General features: G+C 63.4%; 22 protein-coding genes. 10 read left to right on the top strand and 12 right to left on the bottom strand.

Annotation, left to right across the window (positions count from 1 at the left end; all coding sequences use genetic code 11):
* Positions 1-108 precede the first annotated feature (108 nt).
* The 3 genes from C450_RS15615 to dnaK form a co-directional block, all read right to left on the bottom strand.
* Complete coding sequence (locus C450_RS15615) at positions 109-696, bottom strand: VIT1/CCC1 transporter family protein (RefSeq protein ID WP_005045061.1); 588 nt, start codon at positions 694-696, stop codon at positions 109-111.
* The gene (locus C450_RS15620) at positions 696-983 is read right to left on the bottom strand and encodes a DUF211 domain-containing protein (protein WP_049910319.1); all 288 of its coding nucleotides are present in this window, start codon (positions 981-983) and stop codon (positions 696-698) included. Before C450_RS15620 ends, C450_RS15615 begins: the two co-directional genes overlap by 1 nt.
* Before the next feature lie 71 nt (positions 984-1,054).
* Complete coding sequence (gene dnaK / locus C450_RS15625; protein WP_005045066.1) at positions 1,055-2,989, bottom strand: molecular chaperone DnaK; 1,935 nt, start codon at positions 2,987-2,989, stop codon at positions 1,055-1,057.
* 229 nt (positions 2,990-3,218) lie between these two features.
* On the opposite strand from dnaK, the gene C450_RS15630 reads away from it, so the two are divergent.
* Entirely contained in the window at positions 3,219-3,917 is a 699-nt protein-coding gene (locus C450_RS15630) for a YqjF family protein (protein WP_005045068.1), read from the top strand.
* Positions 3,918-3,948: 31 nt separating this feature from the next.
* Here C450_RS15630 and C450_RS15635 read toward each other — a convergent pair whose 3' ends face one another.
* On the bottom strand, positions 3,949-4,605 hold the full coding sequence (locus tag C450_RS15635) for a nucleotide exchange factor GrpE (RefSeq protein WP_005045070.1): 657 nt from the start codon (positions 4,603-4,605) through the stop codon (positions 3,949-3,951).
* 78 nt (positions 4,606-4,683) lie between these two features.
* Here C450_RS15635 and C450_RS15640 point away from each other — a divergent pair, with 78 nt between their 5' ends.
* Genes C450_RS15640 through C450_RS15645 form a run of 3 tightly spaced genes read left to right on the top strand, consistent with a single transcriptional unit; the run spans position 4,684 to position 8,679 of the window.
* Complete coding sequence (locus C450_RS15640) at positions 4,684-6,018, top strand: DEAD/DEAH box helicase (RefSeq protein WP_005045072.1); 1,335 nt, start codon at positions 4,684-4,686, stop codon at positions 6,016-6,018.
* Between the two features lie 33 nt (positions 6,019-6,051).
* Positions 6,052-7,074 carry a hypothetical protein gene (locus tag C450_RS21735; protein WP_152424517.1) on the top strand — a complete coding sequence of 341 codons (1,023 nt, stop codon included), beginning with the start codon at positions 6,052-6,054 and terminating at the stop codon, positions 7,072-7,074.
* Between the two features lie 21 nt (positions 7,075-7,095).
* Complete coding sequence (locus C450_RS15645; RefSeq protein ID WP_005045074.1) at positions 7,096-8,679, top strand: DUF790 family protein; 1,584 nt, start codon at positions 7,096-7,098, stop codon at positions 8,677-8,679.
* Between the two features lie 30 nt (positions 8,680-8,709).
* Here the strand turns inward: C450_RS15645 and C450_RS15650 are convergent, their stop codons facing one another.
* Positions 8,710-9,561, bottom strand: coding sequence for a ZIP family metal transporter (locus C450_RS15650; RefSeq protein WP_005045075.1), 852 nt, complete (start codon positions 9,559-9,561; stop codon positions 8,710-8,712).
* A 173-nt stretch (positions 9,562-9,734) separates the two neighbouring features.
* Complete coding sequence (locus C450_RS15655) at positions 9,735-10,529, bottom strand: DUF7847 domain-containing protein (RefSeq protein WP_005045077.1); 795 nt, start codon at positions 10,527-10,529, stop codon at positions 9,735-9,737.
* A gap of 122 nt (positions 10,530-10,651) precedes the next feature.
* On the opposite strand from C450_RS15655, the gene sugE reads away from it, so the two are divergent.
* The gene (sugE, locus tag C450_RS15660; protein ID WP_005045081.1) at positions 10,652-10,972 is read left to right on the top strand and encodes a quaternary ammonium compound efflux SMR transporter SugE; all 321 of its coding nucleotides are present in this window, start codon (positions 10,652-10,654) and stop codon (positions 10,970-10,972) included.
* A gap of 15 nt (positions 10,973-10,987) precedes the next feature.
* Here sugE and C450_RS15665 read toward each other — a convergent pair whose 3' ends face one another.
* Positions 10,988-11,536 (bottom strand): DUF7122 family protein, encoded by a 549-nt coding sequence (locus C450_RS15665; RefSeq protein ID WP_005045082.1) that lies wholly within the window; start codon positions 11,534-11,536, stop codon positions 10,988-10,990.
* Entirely contained in the window at positions 11,533-12,441 is a 909-nt protein-coding gene (locus C450_RS15670; RefSeq protein ID WP_005045086.1) for an RsmB/NOP family class I SAM-dependent RNA methyltransferase, read from the bottom strand. Before C450_RS15670 ends, C450_RS15665 begins: the two co-directional genes overlap by 4 nt.
* A 172-nt stretch (positions 12,442-12,613) precedes the next feature.
* Here C450_RS15670 and C450_RS15675 point away from each other — a divergent pair, with 172 nt between their 5' ends.
* The gene (locus tag C450_RS15675; protein ID WP_005045089.1) at positions 12,614-13,351 is read left to right on the top strand and encodes a proteasome assembly chaperone family protein; all 738 of its coding nucleotides are present in this window, start codon (positions 12,614-12,616) and stop codon (positions 13,349-13,351) included.
* Between the two features lie 325 nt (positions 13,352-13,676).
* Here C450_RS15675 and C450_RS21740 read toward each other — a convergent pair whose 3' ends face one another.
* The 4 genes from C450_RS21740 to C450_RS15690 form a co-directional block, all read right to left on the bottom strand.
* Positions 13,677-14,378: a DUF3800 domain-containing protein gene (locus C450_RS21740; RefSeq protein WP_152424518.1), complete on the bottom strand. Its 702-nt coding sequence runs from the start codon at positions 14,376-14,378 to the stop codon at positions 13,677-13,679.
* Between the two features lie 361 nt (positions 14,379-14,739).
* Positions 14,740-15,411, bottom strand: a complete 672-nt coding sequence (locus C450_RS15680; RefSeq protein WP_005045092.1) for a YkgJ family cysteine cluster protein — start codon at positions 15,409-15,411, stop codon at positions 14,740-14,742.
* Positions 15,408-16,217: an MBL fold metallo-hydrolase gene (locus C450_RS15685; protein WP_005045094.1), complete on the bottom strand. Its 810-nt coding sequence runs from the start codon at positions 16,215-16,217 to the stop codon at positions 15,408-15,410. The genes C450_RS15680 and C450_RS15685 overlap by 4 nt, the downstream gene beginning before the upstream one ends.
* Positions 16,218-16,259: 42 nt before the next feature.
* Positions 16,260-16,532, bottom strand: coding sequence for a MarR family transcriptional regulator (locus tag C450_RS15690; protein ID WP_005045096.1), 273 nt, complete (start codon positions 16,530-16,532; stop codon positions 16,260-16,262).
* A 135-nt stretch (positions 16,533-16,667) separates the two neighbouring features.
* Between C450_RS15690 and C450_RS15695 the strand changes: the two genes are divergently transcribed.
* The 4 genes from C450_RS15695 to C450_RS15710 all read left to right on the top strand — a co-directional run bounded on the left by C450_RS15695 (position 16,668) and on the right by C450_RS15710 (position 19,933).
* On the top strand, positions 16,668-17,078 hold the full coding sequence (locus tag C450_RS15695; protein ID WP_005045097.1) for a pyridoxamine 5'-phosphate oxidase family protein: 411 nt from the start codon (positions 16,668-16,670) through the stop codon (positions 17,076-17,078).
* Between the two features lie 86 nt (positions 17,079-17,164).
* On the top strand, positions 17,165-17,875 hold the full coding sequence (locus C450_RS15700) for a class I SAM-dependent methyltransferase (RefSeq protein WP_005045100.1): 711 nt from the start codon (positions 17,165-17,167) through the stop codon (positions 17,873-17,875).
* Positions 17,876-17,964: 89 nt separating this feature from the next.
* On the top strand, positions 17,965-18,837 hold the full coding sequence (locus tag C450_RS15705) for a hypothetical protein (protein ID WP_005045102.1): 873 nt from the start codon (positions 17,965-17,967) through the stop codon (positions 18,835-18,837).
* Positions 18,838-18,934: 97 nt separating this feature from the next.
* Complete coding sequence (locus tag C450_RS15710) at positions 18,935-19,933, top strand: glycosyltransferase (protein ID WP_005045103.1); 999 nt, start codon at positions 18,935-18,937, stop codon at positions 19,931-19,933.
* Positions 19,934-19,969: the final 36 nt, after the last annotated feature.

Below are 19,969 nucleotides of genomic sequence, written 5' to 3' on the forward strand. Positions count from 1 at the left end.
CCGACTCGCGCGAGGAATGAGCGAAGCGAGGGCCGCCAAGCGAACGGGGAGCAAAGCGACCCGTGAGCGAAACGAGCGAGCGCACCCGATGAAGTAAAAAGTAGGCGGTTATCCAGGCAGGAAGACGTTGAGCACCGCGACGACGACGCCAGCGAGCCCCATCCGAATGCCGGCGACATACCACCGCTGTCGGGAGATCGAGGCCATGTACGCGCCGAAGGTGAACAGGATACCGACCGCCATGGCGACCGAGGCCAGCGTGGCCTGAAACAGCGTGAACACCGATCCCTCGAACAGGAACGGGGTAAGCGGCACCACGAGCCCGAGCAGCGGTCCCAGGCCGCTCATGAGTGCGTTGACGACCTGGTCGCTCATTTTGTCACGCTCGACCTGTGTGTCACTCAGGTCGGTGAGCATCGCCTCTTCGGTTTCCTGAATCTCGGCGCGCATCTCCGCACGCTCGATCTCCCAGACGCTCCACACGCCCGATGTGGTGAGACCGACGGCCGCACCGAGCCCGAGGCTGATGACGGTGAGCCCGTCGTCGATCCCCGAGAGATACGCGCCGACCGTGACCCCGACGCCGGTGAGCGCGCCGTCGAACCCGTTCGAGACGAAATACCGCCGGGCGATCGGACCGATCATGTCGGTCCCGATCCGCTCTACCAGCGACTCCGGGTCCGATTCCGCACTCATCAGTCCTGAGGCGTCGGCATCTCGTCGACGATACGGTCCCCGCAGGCGACCTGATCGACCGAGTGGACCGTCGCGCCCGTGTCCTCGATCACCCCGGTCACGGTGTCGTAATCGATGTCCTCGCCCTCGATGGTGAACTTGATGTTACGAACCTCCTCGTCCATCTCGATGAGAATGGCGTTCACGCCGTCGACGCCGTCGGTCTCGGCGATCTCCTGGGCGACCGAGAGCATCGTCGGTTCATGCGGCTTGAGAACGTCCAGCACTAGCTGGCGAATCATAGCCATACGTTCACAATACGGGGCCGCTATGATAAGGATGTACTGGTGGAGCTATGCTCTCGCTGGGGGGCTCCGGGTTACGAAGATGACTCGTCGTCGTCTTCGTCCACGTCCTCGAAGTCGGCGTCGACGTACTCCTCGTCGTCGTCGGCCGCACCGTCGCCGCCCATATCACCCATTCCTCCGGGCCCCGCGCCGCCAGGCCCGCCCGCCGCACCACCGGGACCGGCACCCGCGCCGCCGGCTCCGCCCGCGGCCTGCTGGGCGGCCTCCTGCTGTTGGTACATCTGTTTGCCGATCTCCTGGAGCTCGGTCGAGAGCTCCTCGGTGGCATCCTGGAGCTCCTCGGTCGTGGCGTCCTCGTCCTCCAGAACGTCCTCGACATCGCCGATCGCGTCCTCGATGTCCGCCCGCAGATCGTCGTCGACCTCTTCCTCGTTCTCCTCCAAGAGGGAGTTCGCGCGCTGGACCGCGCTCTCGGCCTCGTTGCGCGCCTCGATGCGCTCGCGGCGCTGCTCGTCCTCTTCGGCGTACTCCTCGGCTTCGTCCTGCATCCGGTCGATCTCGTCGTCAGAGAGACCCGCGCCACCCTCGATGGTGATGTCCTCCTTGTTGCCCGAGCCCTGGTCCTCGGCCTCGACGTTCACGATGCCGTTCTCGTCGATGTTGAACGTCACCTCGATCTGGGGCGTCCCCGCAGGAGCGGGCGGGATGCCCGAAAGCTGGAACTCGCCCAGCAGCTCGTTCTCGTTGGCGATCTCGCGCTCGCCCTGGAAGACGCGAACCTGAACCTGGGTCTGGTTCGCCGCCGCGGTCGTGAAGATCTTCGATTCCTCGGTGGGAATCGTCGTATTTTTGTCGATCAGGCGCTCGAAGAGGCCACCTTTGACCTCGATCCCGAGGCTCAGGGGGGTGACGTCGAGCAGCACGATGTCGTCGACGTCACCCGAGAGCACGCCGCCCTGGATCGCCGCGCCGAGCGCGACGGCTTCGTCGGGGTTGACGTTCTTCTGGGGGTCCTGGCCGGCGAGATCCGAGACCTGGTCTTGGACCTGGGGCATCCGGGTCGAACCACCGACCAGAATCACCTCGTCGATGTCGTCGGCGTCGTAGCCCGCGTCGGAGAGTGCCTGCTCGGTCGGCTCGACGGTTCGCTCGATCAAATCGGCGGTCAGCGACTCGAACTTCGCGCGGGTGAGGTCCTCCTCCAAATGAACCGGTCCGGAGTCCGTGGCGGTGATGAACGGGAGGTTGATCGTGGTCTCTTTGCGGTTCGAGAGTTCGATCTTGGCCTCCTCGGCCGCGTCCTTCAGCCGCTGGAGGGCCTGGCGATCCTCTCGGAGGTCGAACCCGTGCTCGGATTCGAACTCTTCGGCGAGCCAGTCGACGACGGCGTCGTCCCAGTCGTCTCCTCCAAGGTCGTTGTCACCGTTCGTGGCGACGACCTCGTAGACGCCGCCACCCAGATCGAGCACCGAGACGTCGAACGTCCCGCCACCCAGATCGTAGACCATCACGGTCTGGTCGGACTCGTCGTCGAGACCGTACGCCATCGACGCCGCGGTCGGCTCGTTGATGATGCGCTCGACCTCGAAGCCCGCGATCTCGCCGGCGTCCTTCGTCGCCTGGCGCTGGCTGTCCGAGAAGTAGGCGGGGACGGTGATGACCGCTTTCTCGACCTCGTCACCGAGGTACTCCTCGGCGTCGCGCTTGATCTTGCCGAGGATCAGCGCCGAGATCTCTTCCGGAGTGTAGTCCTCGCCGTCGATCTCGACGGTGTGATCCTCCCCCATGTAGCGTTTGATCGATTCGACGGTTCGATCGGGGTTCTGGATCGCCTGGTTCTTCGCCGGTTTGCCGACGAGTCGTTCGTCGTCGTCGAAGGCCACCACGGAGGGTGTGGTGCGGTCGCCCTCGCCATTCACGATGATCTCGGGGTCGCTCCCCTCCATCACTGCGAAGGCGCTGTTCGTCGTGCCGAGATCGATACCGAGGATCTTGTTGCTCGCCATTGTTGGGTACGCGTATCGCTTTCGGCGGGTTAAAAGTTGCTAAGATGCGTCACCAGCCGCGTCTCGTGGATCGTACTCCCCGGTTGCGATTTCGTGGTTCACGAGCCGTGCTCGCCACCGGCCTATATTCCGACCGCAATACGACCGTTCGGCGGGCGATCGGTGAAACGCGCTCCGATCTGCGTTCGCGGCGAAACACACGAACCCTCGCGGCCCCTTCCTCATTCATATGGTCATCGCCCTCGCGATGGACTGGCAGGAGCTCCTCTTCGCCAACTGGCCCGTCGATCCCGACGTCGTCGATGCACACCTGCCGGACGCGCTCGCGGTCGATACCTACGACGGGAGCGCGTGGCTTTCGGTGGTGCCGTTCACGAACGCGGCCGTCCGCCCGTGCGGGTTGCCCACCCGACTCGGCGTCGACCTCCCCGAACTCAACCTCCGGACCTACGTCACCTGCGAGGGCACCCCCAGCGTCTACTTCTTCAGCCTCGACGCCGAGGGCATCCTCGGGGTGCTCGGCGCACGCCTCTTTCATCACCTGCCGTACTACTACGCCCGCATGAACCACCGCCGGAGCGAGAGCGGGACGAGCCGGTTCGAGAGTCGTCGGCTCCATCCGGGTGCGCGGCCGGTAGAGTTCGCTGCCACGTACGAACCCGCCGGCGAGCGCCTCAACCCGGAGCCGGACTCCCTCGCGGCGTTTTTGACCGAACGCTATCGCTTTCACACTGAGGCCCCCGACGGCACGGTGCGGTACTCGACGGTCGAACACGATCCGTGGCCGCTCTATCCCGCAAACGTCCGGATCGACGAGAACACCATCTTCCGGGCGAACGGGTTCGCTGATCCGTTGGGTGAGCCGGTTCATTACTACAGCCCTGGCGTCGAGATCACTGCCTCGGCGAGCAAGCGACTCCAAGAGTAGTAACCAGATATCGGTCGAGCGATCGTGAACGCTACTCGCTGACGGTGATCTGGGCCGGCCGGAGCACCTTCTCGCCCATCTCGTAGCCTGGTCGGAAGACCTCCGCGACAGTATCCCCTGGCTGGTCACTCTCGACGCTCATCATGACCTCGTGGCGCTGGGGATCGACCTCGCTGCCCGGTTCGGGCTCGATGGTCGTGAGGTTCTCCTCGTCGAGCACCCGGTCGAACTCCGCGAACGTGCTCTCGACGCCCGGCCGGATGTCGGCGTCGTCGTCCTGAGAGAGAGCGCGCGCGAGATTGTCCCGAACGTCGAGCAGGCGCTCGACGAGGTCCTCGGTCGCGCGTTCCTGGAGCTCCTCTTGCTGGCGCTCGGTGCGCTGCTTGTAGTTCTGGAAGTCGGCCTGCTTGCGCTTGAGTTTCGATTCGAGATCGTCGATCTCCTCGGTTCGCTCTTCGAGTTCGCGCTCGGCCGCCGCAGCGCGCTCGCGGAGCCCGGCGATCTCGCGAGCAAGTTCCTCTGTCGAGGCGTCCGCGACGCGGGCTTCGAGCTCCTCGCCGACCGCTCCCGTCTCCGCGCCCCCGGCCGCCGACTCCGATGGCGAACTCGCCTCGGACGTCGGCTCGTCCGCCGCGCTCTCGGCCGGTTCGCTCGGATCGGTCACGTCCGCGGCGTCGTCCTCGCTCATGGTCGAAACCAGCCGACACGCGGGTAAAAGGATTCAGAAATCACCCAGGGTTAAGCGCTCGGGACCCCGAGCAGCGGTGTGGCCGTCACGCTCGCGTTCGAGGACGGAACAATCAGAATCGAGGGGAGCGTTCCCGATCTCCCGTTCGTCGAGACCGATCCGCGCTCGAAGACCGCCCGCGCGCCCGCCGTCCGCTACGTCGCCCTCCGCGAGGCGATCGACGAGCGGGGCGTCGCCGTCGATGATCGCGTGCTCGACGCCCCCTCGATCGACGTGGCGTCGGCGTACGAACTCCGAGAGTACCAACAGGAAGCGCTCGATGCGTGGCGTGCGAACGACGATCGGGGCTGTCTCGAACTCCCGACCGGGAGCGGGAAGACCGTGATCGGGCTCGCGGCGATCGAGGCGCTCGACACCGCGGCGCTCGTGGTCGTGCCGACCATCGATCTGCTCGAACAGTGGCGGCGGGAGTGCGAAACCGAGTTCGACGTGCCGGTGGGGCAGTTGGGTGGCGGCGAACAGCGCGTCGAAGCCCTCTCGATCGCGACGTACGACTCCGCCTACCTCCGGGCCGACGACATCGGCGATCGGTTCGGGCTCGTGATCTTCGACGAGGTCCACCACCTCGGCGGCGAGGGGTACCGCGAGATCGCGCGCCTGGTCGCCGCGCCCGCGCGGCTCGGGCTGACCGCGACGTTCGAACGCCCCGATGGGGCACACGAGATCGTCGAGGACCTCTGTGGCCCGCTCGTCCATCGGATCGCGCCCGACGATCTGGCGGGGGAGCATCTCGCGGCCTACGACATCAAGCGACTCGAAGTCGAACTCACCGAGGAGGAACGAGCAGAATACGACGATCACCGCGAGACGTTCACGAACTACCTCGCTCGCTCGAACCTCGACATGCAAAGCGGGAGCGACTACCGGAAGCTCGTGATGCGCTCGGGCAACGACCCGCAGGCGCGCGAGGCGCTGCTCGCCAACCAGCGCGCTCGCGAGGTGATGATGAACGCCGACGCCAAGGTAGAGACGCTCGCCGACCTCCTCGATCACCACCGCGAGGACAGGGTGATCGTCTTCACGGCGCACAACGACCTCGTGTATCGGCTTTCGGAGCGGTTTCTCATCCCGGCGATCACCCACCAGACGGGAGCGGCCGAGCGCCATGAGGTCCTCGCGAAGTTCCGCGAGGGGACCTACTCGCGGGTCGTCGCGGCGAACGTGCTCGACGAGGGTGTGGACGTGCCGGCCGCGAACGTCGCGGTCGTTCTTTCAGGGAGTGGTTCGACCCGGGAGTTCACTCAGCGGCTCGGGCGGATTCTGCGTCCGACAGAGGACGGGGGACGGGCGCTGCTCTACGAGGTCGTCACCGAGGAAACCGCCGAGGAGAATATTGCTGACCGGAGGCATTAACAATGATCCGGTTGAACCGCAGAGCACCTCGTTATGTATCTGGATACGATTAAGATTGTAACTGCACCAAGAGAAGGATCTGAGAGTATAGATCCGTTATTTTTCACCAACAAAACGATCGAGCAGAATGAGGACCATTTCGAGGTGTTAGATCCTGGTACAGAGATTAACCAAGAGGTTCAAAACTATATGGAGGACCGGGAAGAAGGTGTGAAAAAGAAATTATCTTCGTTTGGTCCAGTGGTAAGTAATAGTATTTGGGATGCGCTGGCTCCAGAGCGGGAGTTATCTATGATAAAGGAATTTTTCCGAGAAAGCAGTTCACTTTTAATATATGGTGGACCTGAAACAGATGGCCAAATTCTGGCATTTTTCAATAGAAATTCTCAGCCAAGACGAACGACTAGTATTAACAACTATGTCACTCGATTGCAACTAGTTGCAGAATCTTCAGACGATTGTCAAAATTTCGTTCAGTTCATGAAGTCGGAAATAGAGTCTATATCAGAAGTTGTCGGTGAATTTGTGTCTTTAGATGGGTTGTCAAATGGAGTGGAACTCGTGAAGGAGTATCTAGATAGTCATGATCAGATACAAAGTTGGGAGACAACAGAATCTCAGAACGATTTTGAAGAAAATGTCCAACTGAATGTAGAAGAGTTTGTGGGGCCCTCTATACGAAACGTAAGGGTATATTTTGACTCGGGCAACGGAGAATATGATGTAGTTGCGCTTCCATTAGGAGGACAGGGTAGCAAATTTGCTATCGAGGCAAAGAATTTTCAGAGTGTTCAGCAGTCTATAGACGAGGAAGAACGCGAATCAGAATTAAGTGCAGACAATCTTCAATCTAAGCTCATAAATCAGCCAAAGGTGAGTGCTGAACGGATTGGGCTTTCTCTGATCATGATTGTGAACGATATTCCTGAGCAGACATACGCAAGTCTTCAATCACAAGCAAGTCCTATCGGGGTAACTCTCCTCAATAATGAAGATCATCGAGAGGGACTGGATGAACAACTTGTCACCAATACAATTCAAGATATCACAGAGTAACTTATAGTCATATCTGGGACTATGCTCACGAAGGACCTCCTCCGGGTGTCACGCGCGGGCGGGGGCTACCACCCGCAGTTTTCGATCCGGGAGGACCGCCCGCTCGCGGCGCGGGTCATCGGGGTCTACCAGGGCCACGTCGGCGAGGCCCGCCACGAACTCGACGCCGCGCTCGAAGAACTCGAACGCGCGGCCGACGACTTCAAGCTCGTCCGGGGGTTCGCGAAGCTGCTCGATCGCGAGGCCACCTTCGAGACGCGGGCGGCAATCGACCCCGAGCGCGCGCGGCGCGCGACGTTCGCGGCCGCGGAGTCCGTCGGGATCGTCACCACGGCTGAACGTGGCCAGGCACTCACTGCGGCCGCCGACCGACTCGACACCACCCCCGAAACCGTCGAGCGCTCGTTGTACGCCGACCTCGAAGAACGCGAGATCCTCGCGGCGTTCGATTCGCCGTGGAATCCCGAAGCACTCTGCGCGCAGTACGACCTCTCACTCGCCCAAACAGTACTGTTCGACGCGACCGAACTCCGGGTGCGGAGTGCGGACCCGAAGGCGCTGGTCTCGGCGGTCAAACGTCTGCGACTCATGTACGAGATCCGAAACACCGACGCGAGTCCCGGTTCGGCTGCGGGCGCGCTCTCGGATCGCGAGGTGATCGTCACCGGCCCCGATAGTCTGTTCCGGCGAACGCGGCGGTACGGCACGCGGTTCGCCCGGCTGCTCCGGACGATCACGAAGGCGGGCGAGTGGGAACTTTCGGCCACCATCGACGACCGCGGGACCGACCGCGAACTCCGACTCACACACGATGACCTCCGGATGCCAGGCACCGAGCCCGTGGTCGAAATCGAGTACGATAGCGCCGTGGAAGCGGACTTCGCCGCGCGGTTCGAATCGCTCGATCTCGACTGGGAGCTCGTGCGCGAACCCGAACCGCTCGCGACCGGCTCGCGGGTGATGATCCCGGACTTCGCGTTCGACTGGAAACACGGGACTCGCGACGTCGCCGACGGCGACTCGAGAGCAGGGAAGACTGTCTCTTCCCGCGCGTTCCGGGTGTTCTTCGAGATCATGGGCTTCTGGACGCCCGAGTACGTCGAAAAGAAGCTCGATCAGATCCACGGTTTGGAGGACGTCGAACTGCTCGTGGCGGTCGACGAGTCGCTCGGCGTCGGCGAGGACCTCGAAGCCCGCGACGCCCGCGCAATTCCGTACTCGGGCACCGTGGGACTCGCGGACGTCCGCGACGCGCTTCGAGAGTACGAAGACCGACTGAACGACGAGCAGGCGGCGGCGTTGCCCGACGAGCTGATTCCCGAGCCGGACACTATCACGCTCGCCACACTCGCGGCCGATCACGGTGTGAGCGAGACCGCGATCGAGAACACGGTGTTTCCCGAGCACGAACGAGTCGGCCGGACGCTCGTTCGCCCCACCGTGCTCGATGCGCTCGCCAGCGAAATCGAACCAGGGATGGAGCTATCGACTGCTGAGGACCGGCTCGATGAGCACGGCATCGATGACGCGAGTGCGGTGCTGTCGCGGCTCGGCTACCGCATCGAGTGGAAGGGATTGAGCGGCGGCGACGTCCGAGAAAAGTAGTCGTCGAGTGGGAGACTCGTCCGGACGCGATCACCCGAGCGCGACGTCGAGCGAAAGCATCACGACGAGGCCGACGATGGTGCCGAGCGTCGCCACCCGTTCGTGACCACGGGCGTGGGTCTGAGGGATGATCTCGTCGACGATGACGTAGAGCATGCCACCGGCGGCAAAGCCCATCGCATAGGGCAGAAGTGGGGCGGCGACCGAAACCGCGACCGCGCCGAACACCGCGAGCGGGACCTCGACCAGTCCGGAACGGATTCCGGTCACGCCGGCGTAGAACAGCGAGCCCAGCCCGGCGTTTCTGGCGGCGACCGCGACCGCGAGCCCCTCCGGGATGTTCTGGATGCCGATGGCGAGCATCAGCGCGATGGCGTTACCGAGGTTGTCGGAGCCGAACCCGACCCCGACCGCGAGCGCCTCGGGCATGTTGTGGAGCGTGATGGCGACGATGAAGACGATCACTGGCGCGACCCGATCACTGGCGGCGGCTCTGCTCGCCGCGGCTGCTTCTGCTTCCGCCCCACCATCAGTCGAGAACTCCTCGCTGCGCCGTCCAGTGACGAGCCGCTGGACGTACGGTACCCACTTCTCGCCGCGATCGAGTACGACCGCTCCCAGCAAGATCCCGGCGACGACCGGGAACAGGCTCCCGCCAGCGTACTCTTCGATGCCCGGGATGATGAGGCTCGTAAAACTCGCCGCGAGCATTACACCGCCCGCAAAGCCGAGCGCGCCGTCGAGCGCACGGTCGCTCGGATTCCGCCAGACGAGCACCGACAGCGCGCCGACCGCGTTGAAGCCGGCGATCACCAAGCCGCCGACGAGCGCCTGCCACAGCGGGTCCGTTCCGACGAGCCGAACGAACGCGTTCTCTAACACGAGCGACCCGCTCCCGATCGGAGGCTGACACCTCCGGCGATCGGTCCCTTCGACATGATGTCGATCGAACCGGCCGTAGAGAGCTCCATCTAAGTAACGTCTTAGTCGAGTGCAATATATGAATTGCGTCTCTGAAACGGCCGTCGGTGGCAATCTCCTAACGGCGAGCGGCGCTACGTGGCGGCGGGCCGAATCTGCCGGTAGAACGCGACCCCGTACGTCATCGAAAACGCCCCAACGATGCCGGTGAGAACAACGAACACGGCCACGGCCACGATTGCCGCGCTCGGCGAAAGTGTCGGGAGACCGTCGGCGGTCGTTGGGTTTTGAAGCAGCGCGAACAGCGCCCCGAACGCACCGAAGATGCCACCGATGAGTGAGAGGACGAGCGTATAGCCGAGCGTGCTGAGTTTGTGTCCCCGGACCGCTCCGACGCTTCGCTTGAACCCGTCGACAGCACCCACGTCATCGAGCACGATGGCCTGTCCGAAAAACTGGATGAAAAAGAACAGCACGAAGTACAATAGAAAGGCCACCAGTGCGACGCCAGCAACGGCGAGGAACGCGACTCCGCCGAGCGCGTCGCCGGCGGAGACGACAGCGACACCGCCGACAGCGGTGACGACGAACAGCGCGATGACGTACAGGATCGCCACCCCCATCAGGATGAGGTACGCACCGAACAGCGAGACGTAGTTCGCCTTCCCGGCGCTCACGAACGTCCCGAGACTCGTTTTTCCTTCGACCGCCTCGTTGCCCATTCCGATGATGCCGCCAAAGAAAAACGGGTAGAGCAGCAAAAAGAGCAGCGAGAGAAGCCCGGTGACGGTCACGATGGCGGTGGAGTTGGCGGACTGAGCGAGCAGCTGTGGCACTTGAACGAGCCCGAGCACCAACGCGACAACGATCAGAATCGGGTTCCGTGCGACCGCCGTAACCGTCTGTCGGCCTGCCGATATCGCACCCATGACAGCATCTCATGAAGGCATCTAATAAATATTTTGCATCCAACACCGGGGTCGTGCACGAAGACGGTATGCATCGATACGCATATCCCAGACCCTATCACCGATCCCGGTAGAGTGGCGACATGAACCCGTGGCTCGTGCTCGTCGTCGCTGGCGTGTTCGAGATCGGCTGGGCCATCGGCCTCGAATACTCCGAGGGGTTCACCGAACTCCTGCCGAGCATCGCGACTGTCGTCGCGCTCGTCATCAGCATGCTGTTGCTGGCGCGGGCGGTCCAATCGCTCCCCATCGGGACGGCCTACGCGGTCTGGACCGGCATCGGTGCGGTCGGGGCGGCGACCCTCGGCGTCGTGCTGTTCGACGAACCGATCAGCGTCGCCCGTGTGGGGTTCATCTCGTGTATCGTCCTCGGCGTCGTCGGACTGAACTTCACCACCCACTGATCATCCACGGCGCGCTCACTGCTCGCCCGTATCGACCTCTCGAAGCTCCCGACGACGTCCCTTCGGGATCTGTGACCGGAGTTCGCCGTGGAGGTAGAGCCCAACGCCGAGCGGTTCGCGCTCGCCCGCGAGGTCGTGGGCGACGATCAGATACCCCCAGTCACCGTCCCACTCGATCTCTTGATCTTCGCCCGCGACGAACCGCCGCGCCGCCTCCCGCGAGAGGGTGAGCACGTTTTGGGTCGCGTGTCGGCCGAATCGCTGCACCGCGTCGGTGGTGGGCTTCCAGTGTTCCTGGCGCGTCCGGAGAAACGTGATCCCGAGGCTCTCGATTTCGATCGGCGAGTCGATCTCCCCACGAAACGCCCAGAGCTTCCGGCTTCCCTTCTCCCAGAACGTGTAGTCGGCGAAGATCGCGGGGTCGATACCGTACCGCTCCTCCCAGAAATCGAGTACCGACTCGCGGGTCGCCCGTCCCGAAACCTCGCGCTCGGCGGCGGTGGCGGGCAGGCGATCGAATCGGGAGCCATCGTTTTCGGCGAGTCCGTCGCTCGGCTCGCTCATCCGCCGACCTCCAACTTCGCACAGAAGAAGCCACCCGTGTCGTTCAGGTGGGGATAGATCCGCTTGGCTCGTTGCACGCTCGGATCGAAGTGCTCGCCCTCCCACTCGGTGACACCGGGGCGGCTGTCGAGCGCACAGGTAAAATCGACGAGCCGGCAGTCCTCGCGGTCGAGAACGTCATCGAGCACCGCCTCGTTCTCTTCGGGCGCGAACGTACACGTCGAGTAGACCACCGTGCCGCCGGATCGAGTCGCCTGGATCGCCCGTCGGAGGATCGCTTCTTGGGTACTCGCGATCTCGTCGAGATAGCCGAGCGACCACCTGTCGAGCGCGTCCGGGTTCTTCCGGATGGTTCCTTCGCACGAACACGGCACGTCACAGAGCGCGCGATCGAACTCCTCGAAGTCGAAGGGGTCGAGCGAGTAGTTCCGAGCGTCGCGGTTCGTCACCGCCATCGATGTCACGCCGAGACGTTCGGCGTTGAACCGCAGTGCCGAGAGTCGGCCGAGATTGCGATCGTTGGCGACCACGAGGCCGGCGTCGTCGGCGCGCGCCGCGAGCTGGGTGGCCTTCCCACCGGGGGCGGCGCAGGCGGCCCAGACACGCTCGCCGGGCTCGGGATCACAGACCACTGCGGGCAGCGCTGACACCTCCTCCTGGCCGTGGACCCAACCGTGAAACGCGCCCCACGTCCGACCCGGATGGTCGGTATCGAGGCGCAGGAGTCCGGGATGCCACTCACAGGGTTCGTAGCCAACGCCCTCCTCCTCAAGGGCGGTGCGAGCGCGCTCGGGCGTCGCCTTGATCTCGTTGACGCGGACGACCGACGGCAGCGGGCGTTCGCAGGCCGCCCGGAACGCCGCGAAATCGTCGATCAGTGGCTCGTATCGGGAGAGTACGTCCATTGGGTGACGATCGTCGTCGGCTCGTTTGTCGATTTCGGAGTGTGTGTCTGTCGGCCATCGGATCAGCGACGTTGGGTGCATCCCACGGAACGGGACAGTCCCGACAGCTCCGAACAGAATGCCGACCGGCAGTATGGTCGGGAATTAAGTCGACTCAGTGAAAAGAGTACGCATGGCACGCATCGATGTCGTCGCCGACGACGTGTCCCTCGACGCGCCGACGCTCGTCGAGGGGTTGCCCGGGGTGGGTCTGGTCGGGAAGATCGTGGCCGATCACCTCGTCAGCACGTTCGAGATGGACTACTACGCGGGCGTCCACTGCGATGGCGTCCCGCAGGCGGCGGTCTATCGTGGCGAGCGCTCGCCGCTCCGGCCGCCCGTCCGCCTCCACGCCGACGCAGACCGGAACCTGCTCGTGCTCCAGAGCGACGTTCCGGTGTCGCCGGCCGAGGCAACCGAGTTCGCGGCTTGTATCACGGGCTGGCTCGACGCGAACGACGTCACACCGCTGTATCTCAGTGGCCTCCCGGAGCAGTCGGAAAAGGTACCAGAGGTCTACGGCGTCTCGACCGGCGAAGGCGAGCGCCTGCTCGACGACGCCGGCATCGTGCCACCCGCAGAGGGTGGCCTCGTCAGCGGCCCGACTGGCGCGCTGCTCTATCACGCCGGCCGGAACGACCTCGACAGCGTGGGCCTGATCGCCGAAACCAACCCCCAGTTCCCCGACCCCGAGGCCGCCCGCGCGGTGATCGACGGCGGCGTCGAACCAATCGCCGGCATCGATATCGATACCGACGCGCTCGTCGATCAGGCCGAGGAGATCCAGGACGCCCGCGAGCGCCTCGCAAAGCAGATGCAGCAGGCCGACGACGAGAGCTCCCAGGCCGAGCCGCTACGGATGTTCCAGTAGTACCTTTTACTGAGGTGGGGGGGGGGGGGATCAACCCTCTTGACCGATTAACAGTCTATCCCTCCTGTGGGGACGATCACGTCTGTTGTGAAGCCACCCGCCTTCATCGTATAGTTTCTGACGACACAACATATCGTGCAACAATACAAAAGATATATTGGTGCGAAAGTGCTACTCACAGTTAGCAGCCGGATGGGTCGGTCAATGATCCCTCGGGTAAAGGGGAATGAGCCCACCTAATCTGGCTGAGTAGTATGGCTGGCAGCGTGCGAGTCAATGATCCCTCGGGTAAAGGGGAACGAGACTCCCTGTCTGTCGGCCGTTTTCAACCTTGTAGCAGTAAGTCCTTCATCATCCTGGCTGGTGTTTCGCAACGGCCTTTTGTAGCAAACTGAGCCCATGAGTACGCAGCCACGTCAGCAAACTGAATTCCTGGTGTAGATTTACTGTCTCTTATTGCAAATTCAACATCATCTGGTACGTTTTCAATTTGACATAACCCACTGTCGATGTAGTTCGCGGGTGCTGTCCATGTTTCAGCATCCAAAACCACTCGTACACTTTCGACCGGAGAGCAATTTACTAGGTGATTGTTCAAAATAGGATTTAATATTGATGATAGCAGGAATGTCTGAAGCATAGCGGGAGACTGTTGGTCGATCCCCGCAACGTCTTTGACCAAGGTATTCATGAGGCCTGGATTCAGGTTGTTAGCAGTATATCGAAATACTCGATCATCGGTCCATACTGGTGGGTTCTGATGAATGGAATCGTCCCCACGAAAGGTGGATTGCAACGTGCTAAAAAGTACATCTAATCCGTCATTGCGGATTTGGCTACCCTTGAGTTCATTTTCGGGTCCTCGACGCGCGTAGTTGGTGTTCATTTGCTCCAGCAGCTTATCCTTAGATGATTGGAGAACTGCGGAAGGTTGTCGGTCAGAGACACACCAAAACCCGGCAACAGTGAAGAACGAGCCATTACCAGGAGTACCACTTTCATCAACAAACACATAAAGACTACTCATAGATCATCAGTCTGCTTCCTTTACTGCTCTGTTGCAGGATAATACTTTACAAATCCGATAGACTACCTATCGAAGAGACGATATTATAGACAAGTGTCTGACTTATATTCTCAATCAAGTGCTCGGTATGAATTGTCGAAAAAGACTCAATTTCCCTGGTCTATGTTTCGGGTGGATCGATAGCCGATGTAACTCTTGATCGATCTCGATATCGACTCCTTCTCCGTGATGCGGTTTTGCGAAAATCCCATCAACATTTGCATGTGAAGTCATTTGTCGCTGGCATAGGACGATCGAACTTACTGAACGGATATCACCTGATACTTGCCCCTTCCGGTCGAGATCTGCCCTGCCTCTGAAATCACTGATCGACTGGCTCGCCGTCGTGCCGTTTCGCGCCCTCGGAGTCGTGGACGACCACCTCGCCAGGCTCGGGGTCGGCGGGCTCGTAGTTCTCGCGCACCCCGATAGCCTCTTCGAGTTCGCGCACTGCGCGGCGTTTGAGCGCGGCGGCCAACTCTTCTGCGTCCTCGCGGTCGATATCGCGGCCGAGCCCCTCACATTCGTGGGCGCGGACCTGCCCCACCCGATCCACCGCCTCGCCCATCGGCTGGCTCGATCCCTCGACAGCGACGCTGAACGGGTAGGTCCGACAGATCAGCGGCCGATCGTCGTGGACGGTACACGCCCCCGTCCCGTCGTCGTCCTCGGCGTAGAACGTGCAGTCGCCACAACCGTCGGTCTGGAGCGCCCACTCGAAGGTCTCTCCCTCCGGGCCTTCGGGGCCGTCAGTCAGGCCATAGGGCATCGGCCTGGCGACGTCCCGGTGGTCGTACTCGCCCCCTTCCTGCAGATCCCTGATCTCGTCCGGAAACACCGTCGCGGTATGCTCCTCGTCCTCACCGGTCTCCGTCTCGGCGGCCTTACAGCACGCACCGCAGCGCGTACACTCGAACCCGATCGACTCGATCGCGTCGGCCAGCTCCGTGGTGTCGAGTTCGCGCGCCCGGTCGAGTTCGGATTCGAGGCTCACGACCCCGTTTCGCGCTCGCGCCGCAAAAACGCTTCTCGCGCGCTCGCCCGCACGCCGTCCCACGCCACCCGCTCCTCGACCGCGAGCTTTTCGAGATGGGCCTCGACCGTCGCTTCCGCAAGCCCCCGGACTCCCGAGACGTCCTTCTCGTAGGCCGCGTCGGTGATTTCCGTGACCGTCTCCGCACCCCCTATCACCGCCCGCAGCACCGCCGTCTCTCGATCAAGACGGTGGGTGAGCAGCCGTTCCAAAACTGTCCGTGGTTCGTCGATCGCCGGCCCGTGGCCCGGGTACAGCCGCTCGGGATCGCGGGCGTGGAGCCGTCGGAGTGCGGTGAGGTACCCGCGCATGTCACCCTCGCCCGATCCCACGACCACGCTCCCCGACGCGATCGCGAGATCACCGACGAGAATCCCGCCATCGAACGCGAGCGCGACGTGATCGGGAGCGTGACCCGGCGTCGATGCCACCCGCACTGTCCCCACATCGGTCTCGATCGTGGCTCCGTCACGAACCGTGTCGTCGGGAACGACCCCGGTCGCGCGCTCGAATCGGTCTTCGTAACCAGCCCGTGCGAGAACGGTGGCCCCGCGGTCGGCGTACCTCGCGACGCCACCGACGTGGTCGGGATGGGCGTGGGTGACGAGAACAGTATCGATCTGCCGCCCGTCGAGCACGGCGTCGAGTGTGTCCGTCTCGGCTGCGGGATCGATCAGCACGGCGCGATCGCTGCCGAGCACATAGGCGTTCGTCGTGCCGCCGGGCGCGGCGGTGTCGACCGGGATCGGGACCCGCTCGGGCTCCATGCCGGTTGGCGGGTGCGATGAAGCAAAAACCGCTCGGCAGCGCTACGTGTTGAGGAAGTAGACCTGCTTGCGCGCGTCGTGGAAGCTGTACCGTGAGCCGACGAGCTCGACGTCTTCGAGCCTGTTGAGCGCGTAGCGAACGGTTCTGTCGGGGAGCAGCGACTCGTCGGCGAGCTGGCCCTGCGAGAGCGGCGAATCGGATTCGAGGACCTTGGCGACGAGCTTCGCGCTCGGGGGGAGTTCGCGCAAGCGATCGCGGTACTCGGTCTTCGACAGCGCGCCGTCGGTTTGTGCGTGGTCCGTCGTGGCACTCATACCTGCCCCTCCAGTGAGGGAACTGGTAAAACTTCCCCATATATGCGCATGTATAATACGGCCACATGAGTTTCTACATATGCCATTATATTTTTTCGGCACAACCGCTTTGACCGGGTCGACCGAAGCCAGCGCATGGCGTCGATCCCGGAGTCGTTCCACGATCTGTTCGAGCGCGAGACGTTCGCCCATTTCACCACGATGATGCCCGACGGCACGCCCCAGGCGACACCGGTCTGGGTGGATTACGACCCTGACGCCGGCCGCGTGCTGGTCAATACGGCGCGGGGCCGACAGAAAGAGCAGAACGTCGTCCGGAATCCGAAGGTCGCGCTCTCGATGGTCGATCCCGACGACCCCTACCGGTTCGTCTCAGTGCGTGGCGAGGTCGACGAGCTCACCGAGGACGGAGCGGTCGAGCACATCCACCAGCTCGCACGCCGATACATGGACGTCGAGGAGTATCCTGGCCTCGAAGACGAGGAGGGTGCGCGCGTCCAGATCCGGATCCGGCCCGACGACGTCGCCGCCGGCGGGGCCGACTGAGGGCCCGCCGGCGAACCGAGGTGGGAGGCAGCCCGTCGAGCGCATCCAGTACGGTTTTATCCCCGGGCGGGCGAACATCGGACAGCGTGAAGGGACAGGAGTGGTACCAGGCCGACGAGATCGCCGAGACCTACGAGTCGAAGCGGTTCTCCGACGGCGGCCGGCTGATCGACGAGCGCGAGAAGCGAGCCGTGCTCTCGGCGGTCGGTCCGGTCGAGGGCAAGCGAATGCTCGAGATCGCCTGCGGAACGGGGCGATTCACCACGATGCTCGCCGAGCGCGGCGCGGACATCGTGGGTCTCGACATCTCCCCCGCAATGTTGCAGGAGGGCCGAAAGAAGGCCCGCGCGGCGGGCGTCGCCGACCACCTCGAGTTCATGCGCGGTGACGCCGCTCGGCTCCCTTTCCCCGACGATCACTTTCAAACTGTTATCGCGATGCGGTTTTTCCACCTCGCCGACACTCCGGCCTCCTTCCTCGCGGAGATGCAGCGGGTCGCACGCGATCAGGTGGTCTTCGACACCTTCCGACGTTTCAGCACCCGGAGCATCTACAACTGGCTCCTCCCGATGGGATCGCGGCTCTATGCTCGAATGGAGGTCGAACAGCTGCTCGACGGCGCTGGCCTCCGGCTCGCCGACGAGGAACACGACTTCGTCCTCCCGTACGGCCTGTATCGCAAGCTCCCCGATCGGCTGGCGGGTCGTCTTCGTGAGGTCGATACGGCCGTCATGGAGTCGCCGATCGGCGACCACGTGGCGTCGGTGTCGTACTGGGACGCACGACTGAAGCGTTAGTATCCCGGCGCTCGTGAGTCGTATCGTTCGCCGTCCAACCACGCGATAAGGGCGACACATCTTTACGACCAGCCTCGGGCCAAACGAGTATGCGTCGGCGAACGTATCTCGCGGCGGTGTCTGTCGGAATGCTCGGCTTCTCTGGCTGTTCGAATCTCGCCGGCGATGGGGCCTCCGCCGAGAACGACGGAACCCCGACCGACATCGTCGAAACGCTCGAACCGACCGAAACGGCTGCGGAAACGGGCACAGTGAGTGGAACGGACGTGTCGGGAGCCGGAACCACGACTGGAGCGACCGTCGGGACGAACGCTGTGAACCACTCTGACGGCGGAACCACCGCAAACACCGCGATTGCCGGTGGCAACGGAAGCGTCGGCGGTCGGGACATCGTTCCGTTGCACGGGAGCGACGATCCGGTGACGGTCACGAGTGGTGAAGGTCCGCAAAATGAACTGTTCGGACTGACGGCGGGTCCCGTCACGGCCGCGTTCAGCCACGAGGGCGAATCGAACTTCATCGTGAGGCTGGTCCCGACCGAAAGCGACCTCGCCGGGAGCGTCACGCTCGTGAACACGATCGGGGAAGTAGAGGGGAGCCAGGTGACAGGTGTGGACGCGGCCGGGCCCTATACGCTCGATGTCACTGCCGCAGACGACTGGGAACTCACGCTGAACCAGCCCACCGACTCCGACTCCGAACCGCTACCGATCGATGTGGACGGGGAGGGTCTCGACTACGCCGGGCCGTACGCGTTCGACGGCCCGACGACGTTCGTGGGATCGCACGACGGCGATGGCCCCTTCGTCGTCTCCCCGATCGCGGCCGACGATCGGCCAATCACGACGTCGATCTTCAACGAGCTCGGCTCGTTCGAGGGTGAGAGCACCAGCACGCTCTCCGGTCTCGCCTATCTGAACGTCCGAGCGACCGGAGAGTGGACGCTGTCGACGGCGGAGTGACGGCTGGCTATCCCTCCGGTGTCGCGATCGATTCGAGCGGCGCGAGCGTGACGCTGAACACGGGCATTTTTATACAGAGATCGTCTATCGGTTGTTCATGCAGCTCTCGGTGGTCGTGCCGACACTCAACGGCCGGACCCAGCTCGTGGCGTGTCTCGACGCGCTCGCCACGGCGGCCCCCGAGAGCGAGGTCGTCGTCGTGAACGGCCCCTCGGCCGACGGCACCACCGGGATGGTCAGAGAGCGCGACGACGTCGACGTACTCGTCGAAATCGCGGACCGCAACCTCAACGTCGCCCGGAACGCAGGCATCGAGCACGCTTCCGGCGAGTGGATCGCGCTCGTCGGCCACGATCGGACTGTGGAACCGGGCTGGTACGACGCCGTCACGGCGGGGCTCGATCCCGGGGCGGCACGCGCGGGCGCACACGTTTTTGCCGAAGGGTATCCCATGCCTGGCGGCCGCGAACGGGTTGGAGCGGTCACCGGTCCCACCGGAGTCGACGGCGAACGGAGCGATGGCCCGGAATCGAGAGCGATCGCCGGACGTGAGGTAACGTACGTCGACGGTCGGAACGTCGCGTTCTCGCGCGCGGCGCTCGACGCACTCGACGGGTTCGACGAGTACCTCCAAACCGGCGGGGCGCGCGATCTCGCCCACCGACTCGCCGCAAACGGGTATGCGGTGGACTGGCAGGACGATATGTGTGTGCGGGACGCGGCCGCCGTCGGTCCCACGAGGCCGGGGGCCGCCGGCAGTCCGGTGATCTCCGACGGCGGCCGGACCGAGCGCGACTGGTACTGGAAGTATCGGGCGCTCGCCTACCGGCTCGTCAAAAACTATGGCGTTCGGCCAACGACTGCCCGCCGGCTCGCGAACCACGCCGTGCGCGACGCGTTCTCAGGATTCGTCGGGGTCGCCAGGGGCGACGGGACGCCGACGGCGTGGTTCGGCAACGGCCGGGACGTGCTCACGGGCTCGGGCCGCGGTGAAGGGGCGGGCCTCCTCGCGCGATGGCGCGATCGGGACCGACGAAACCCGAACGGGATCTCCTCGCGGTCGGATCGTGCGGTCGCGGTCTACGATCGACGCTAAACTCGCACTCGACTCGATCCGTTCCCGTCCTGCGGA

The sequence above is a fragment of the Halococcus salifodinae DSM 8989 genome (assembly GCF_000336935.1).
Taxonomy (GTDB): domain Archaea; phylum Halobacteriota; class Halobacteria; order Halobacteriales; family Halococcaceae; genus Halococcus; species Halococcus salifodinae.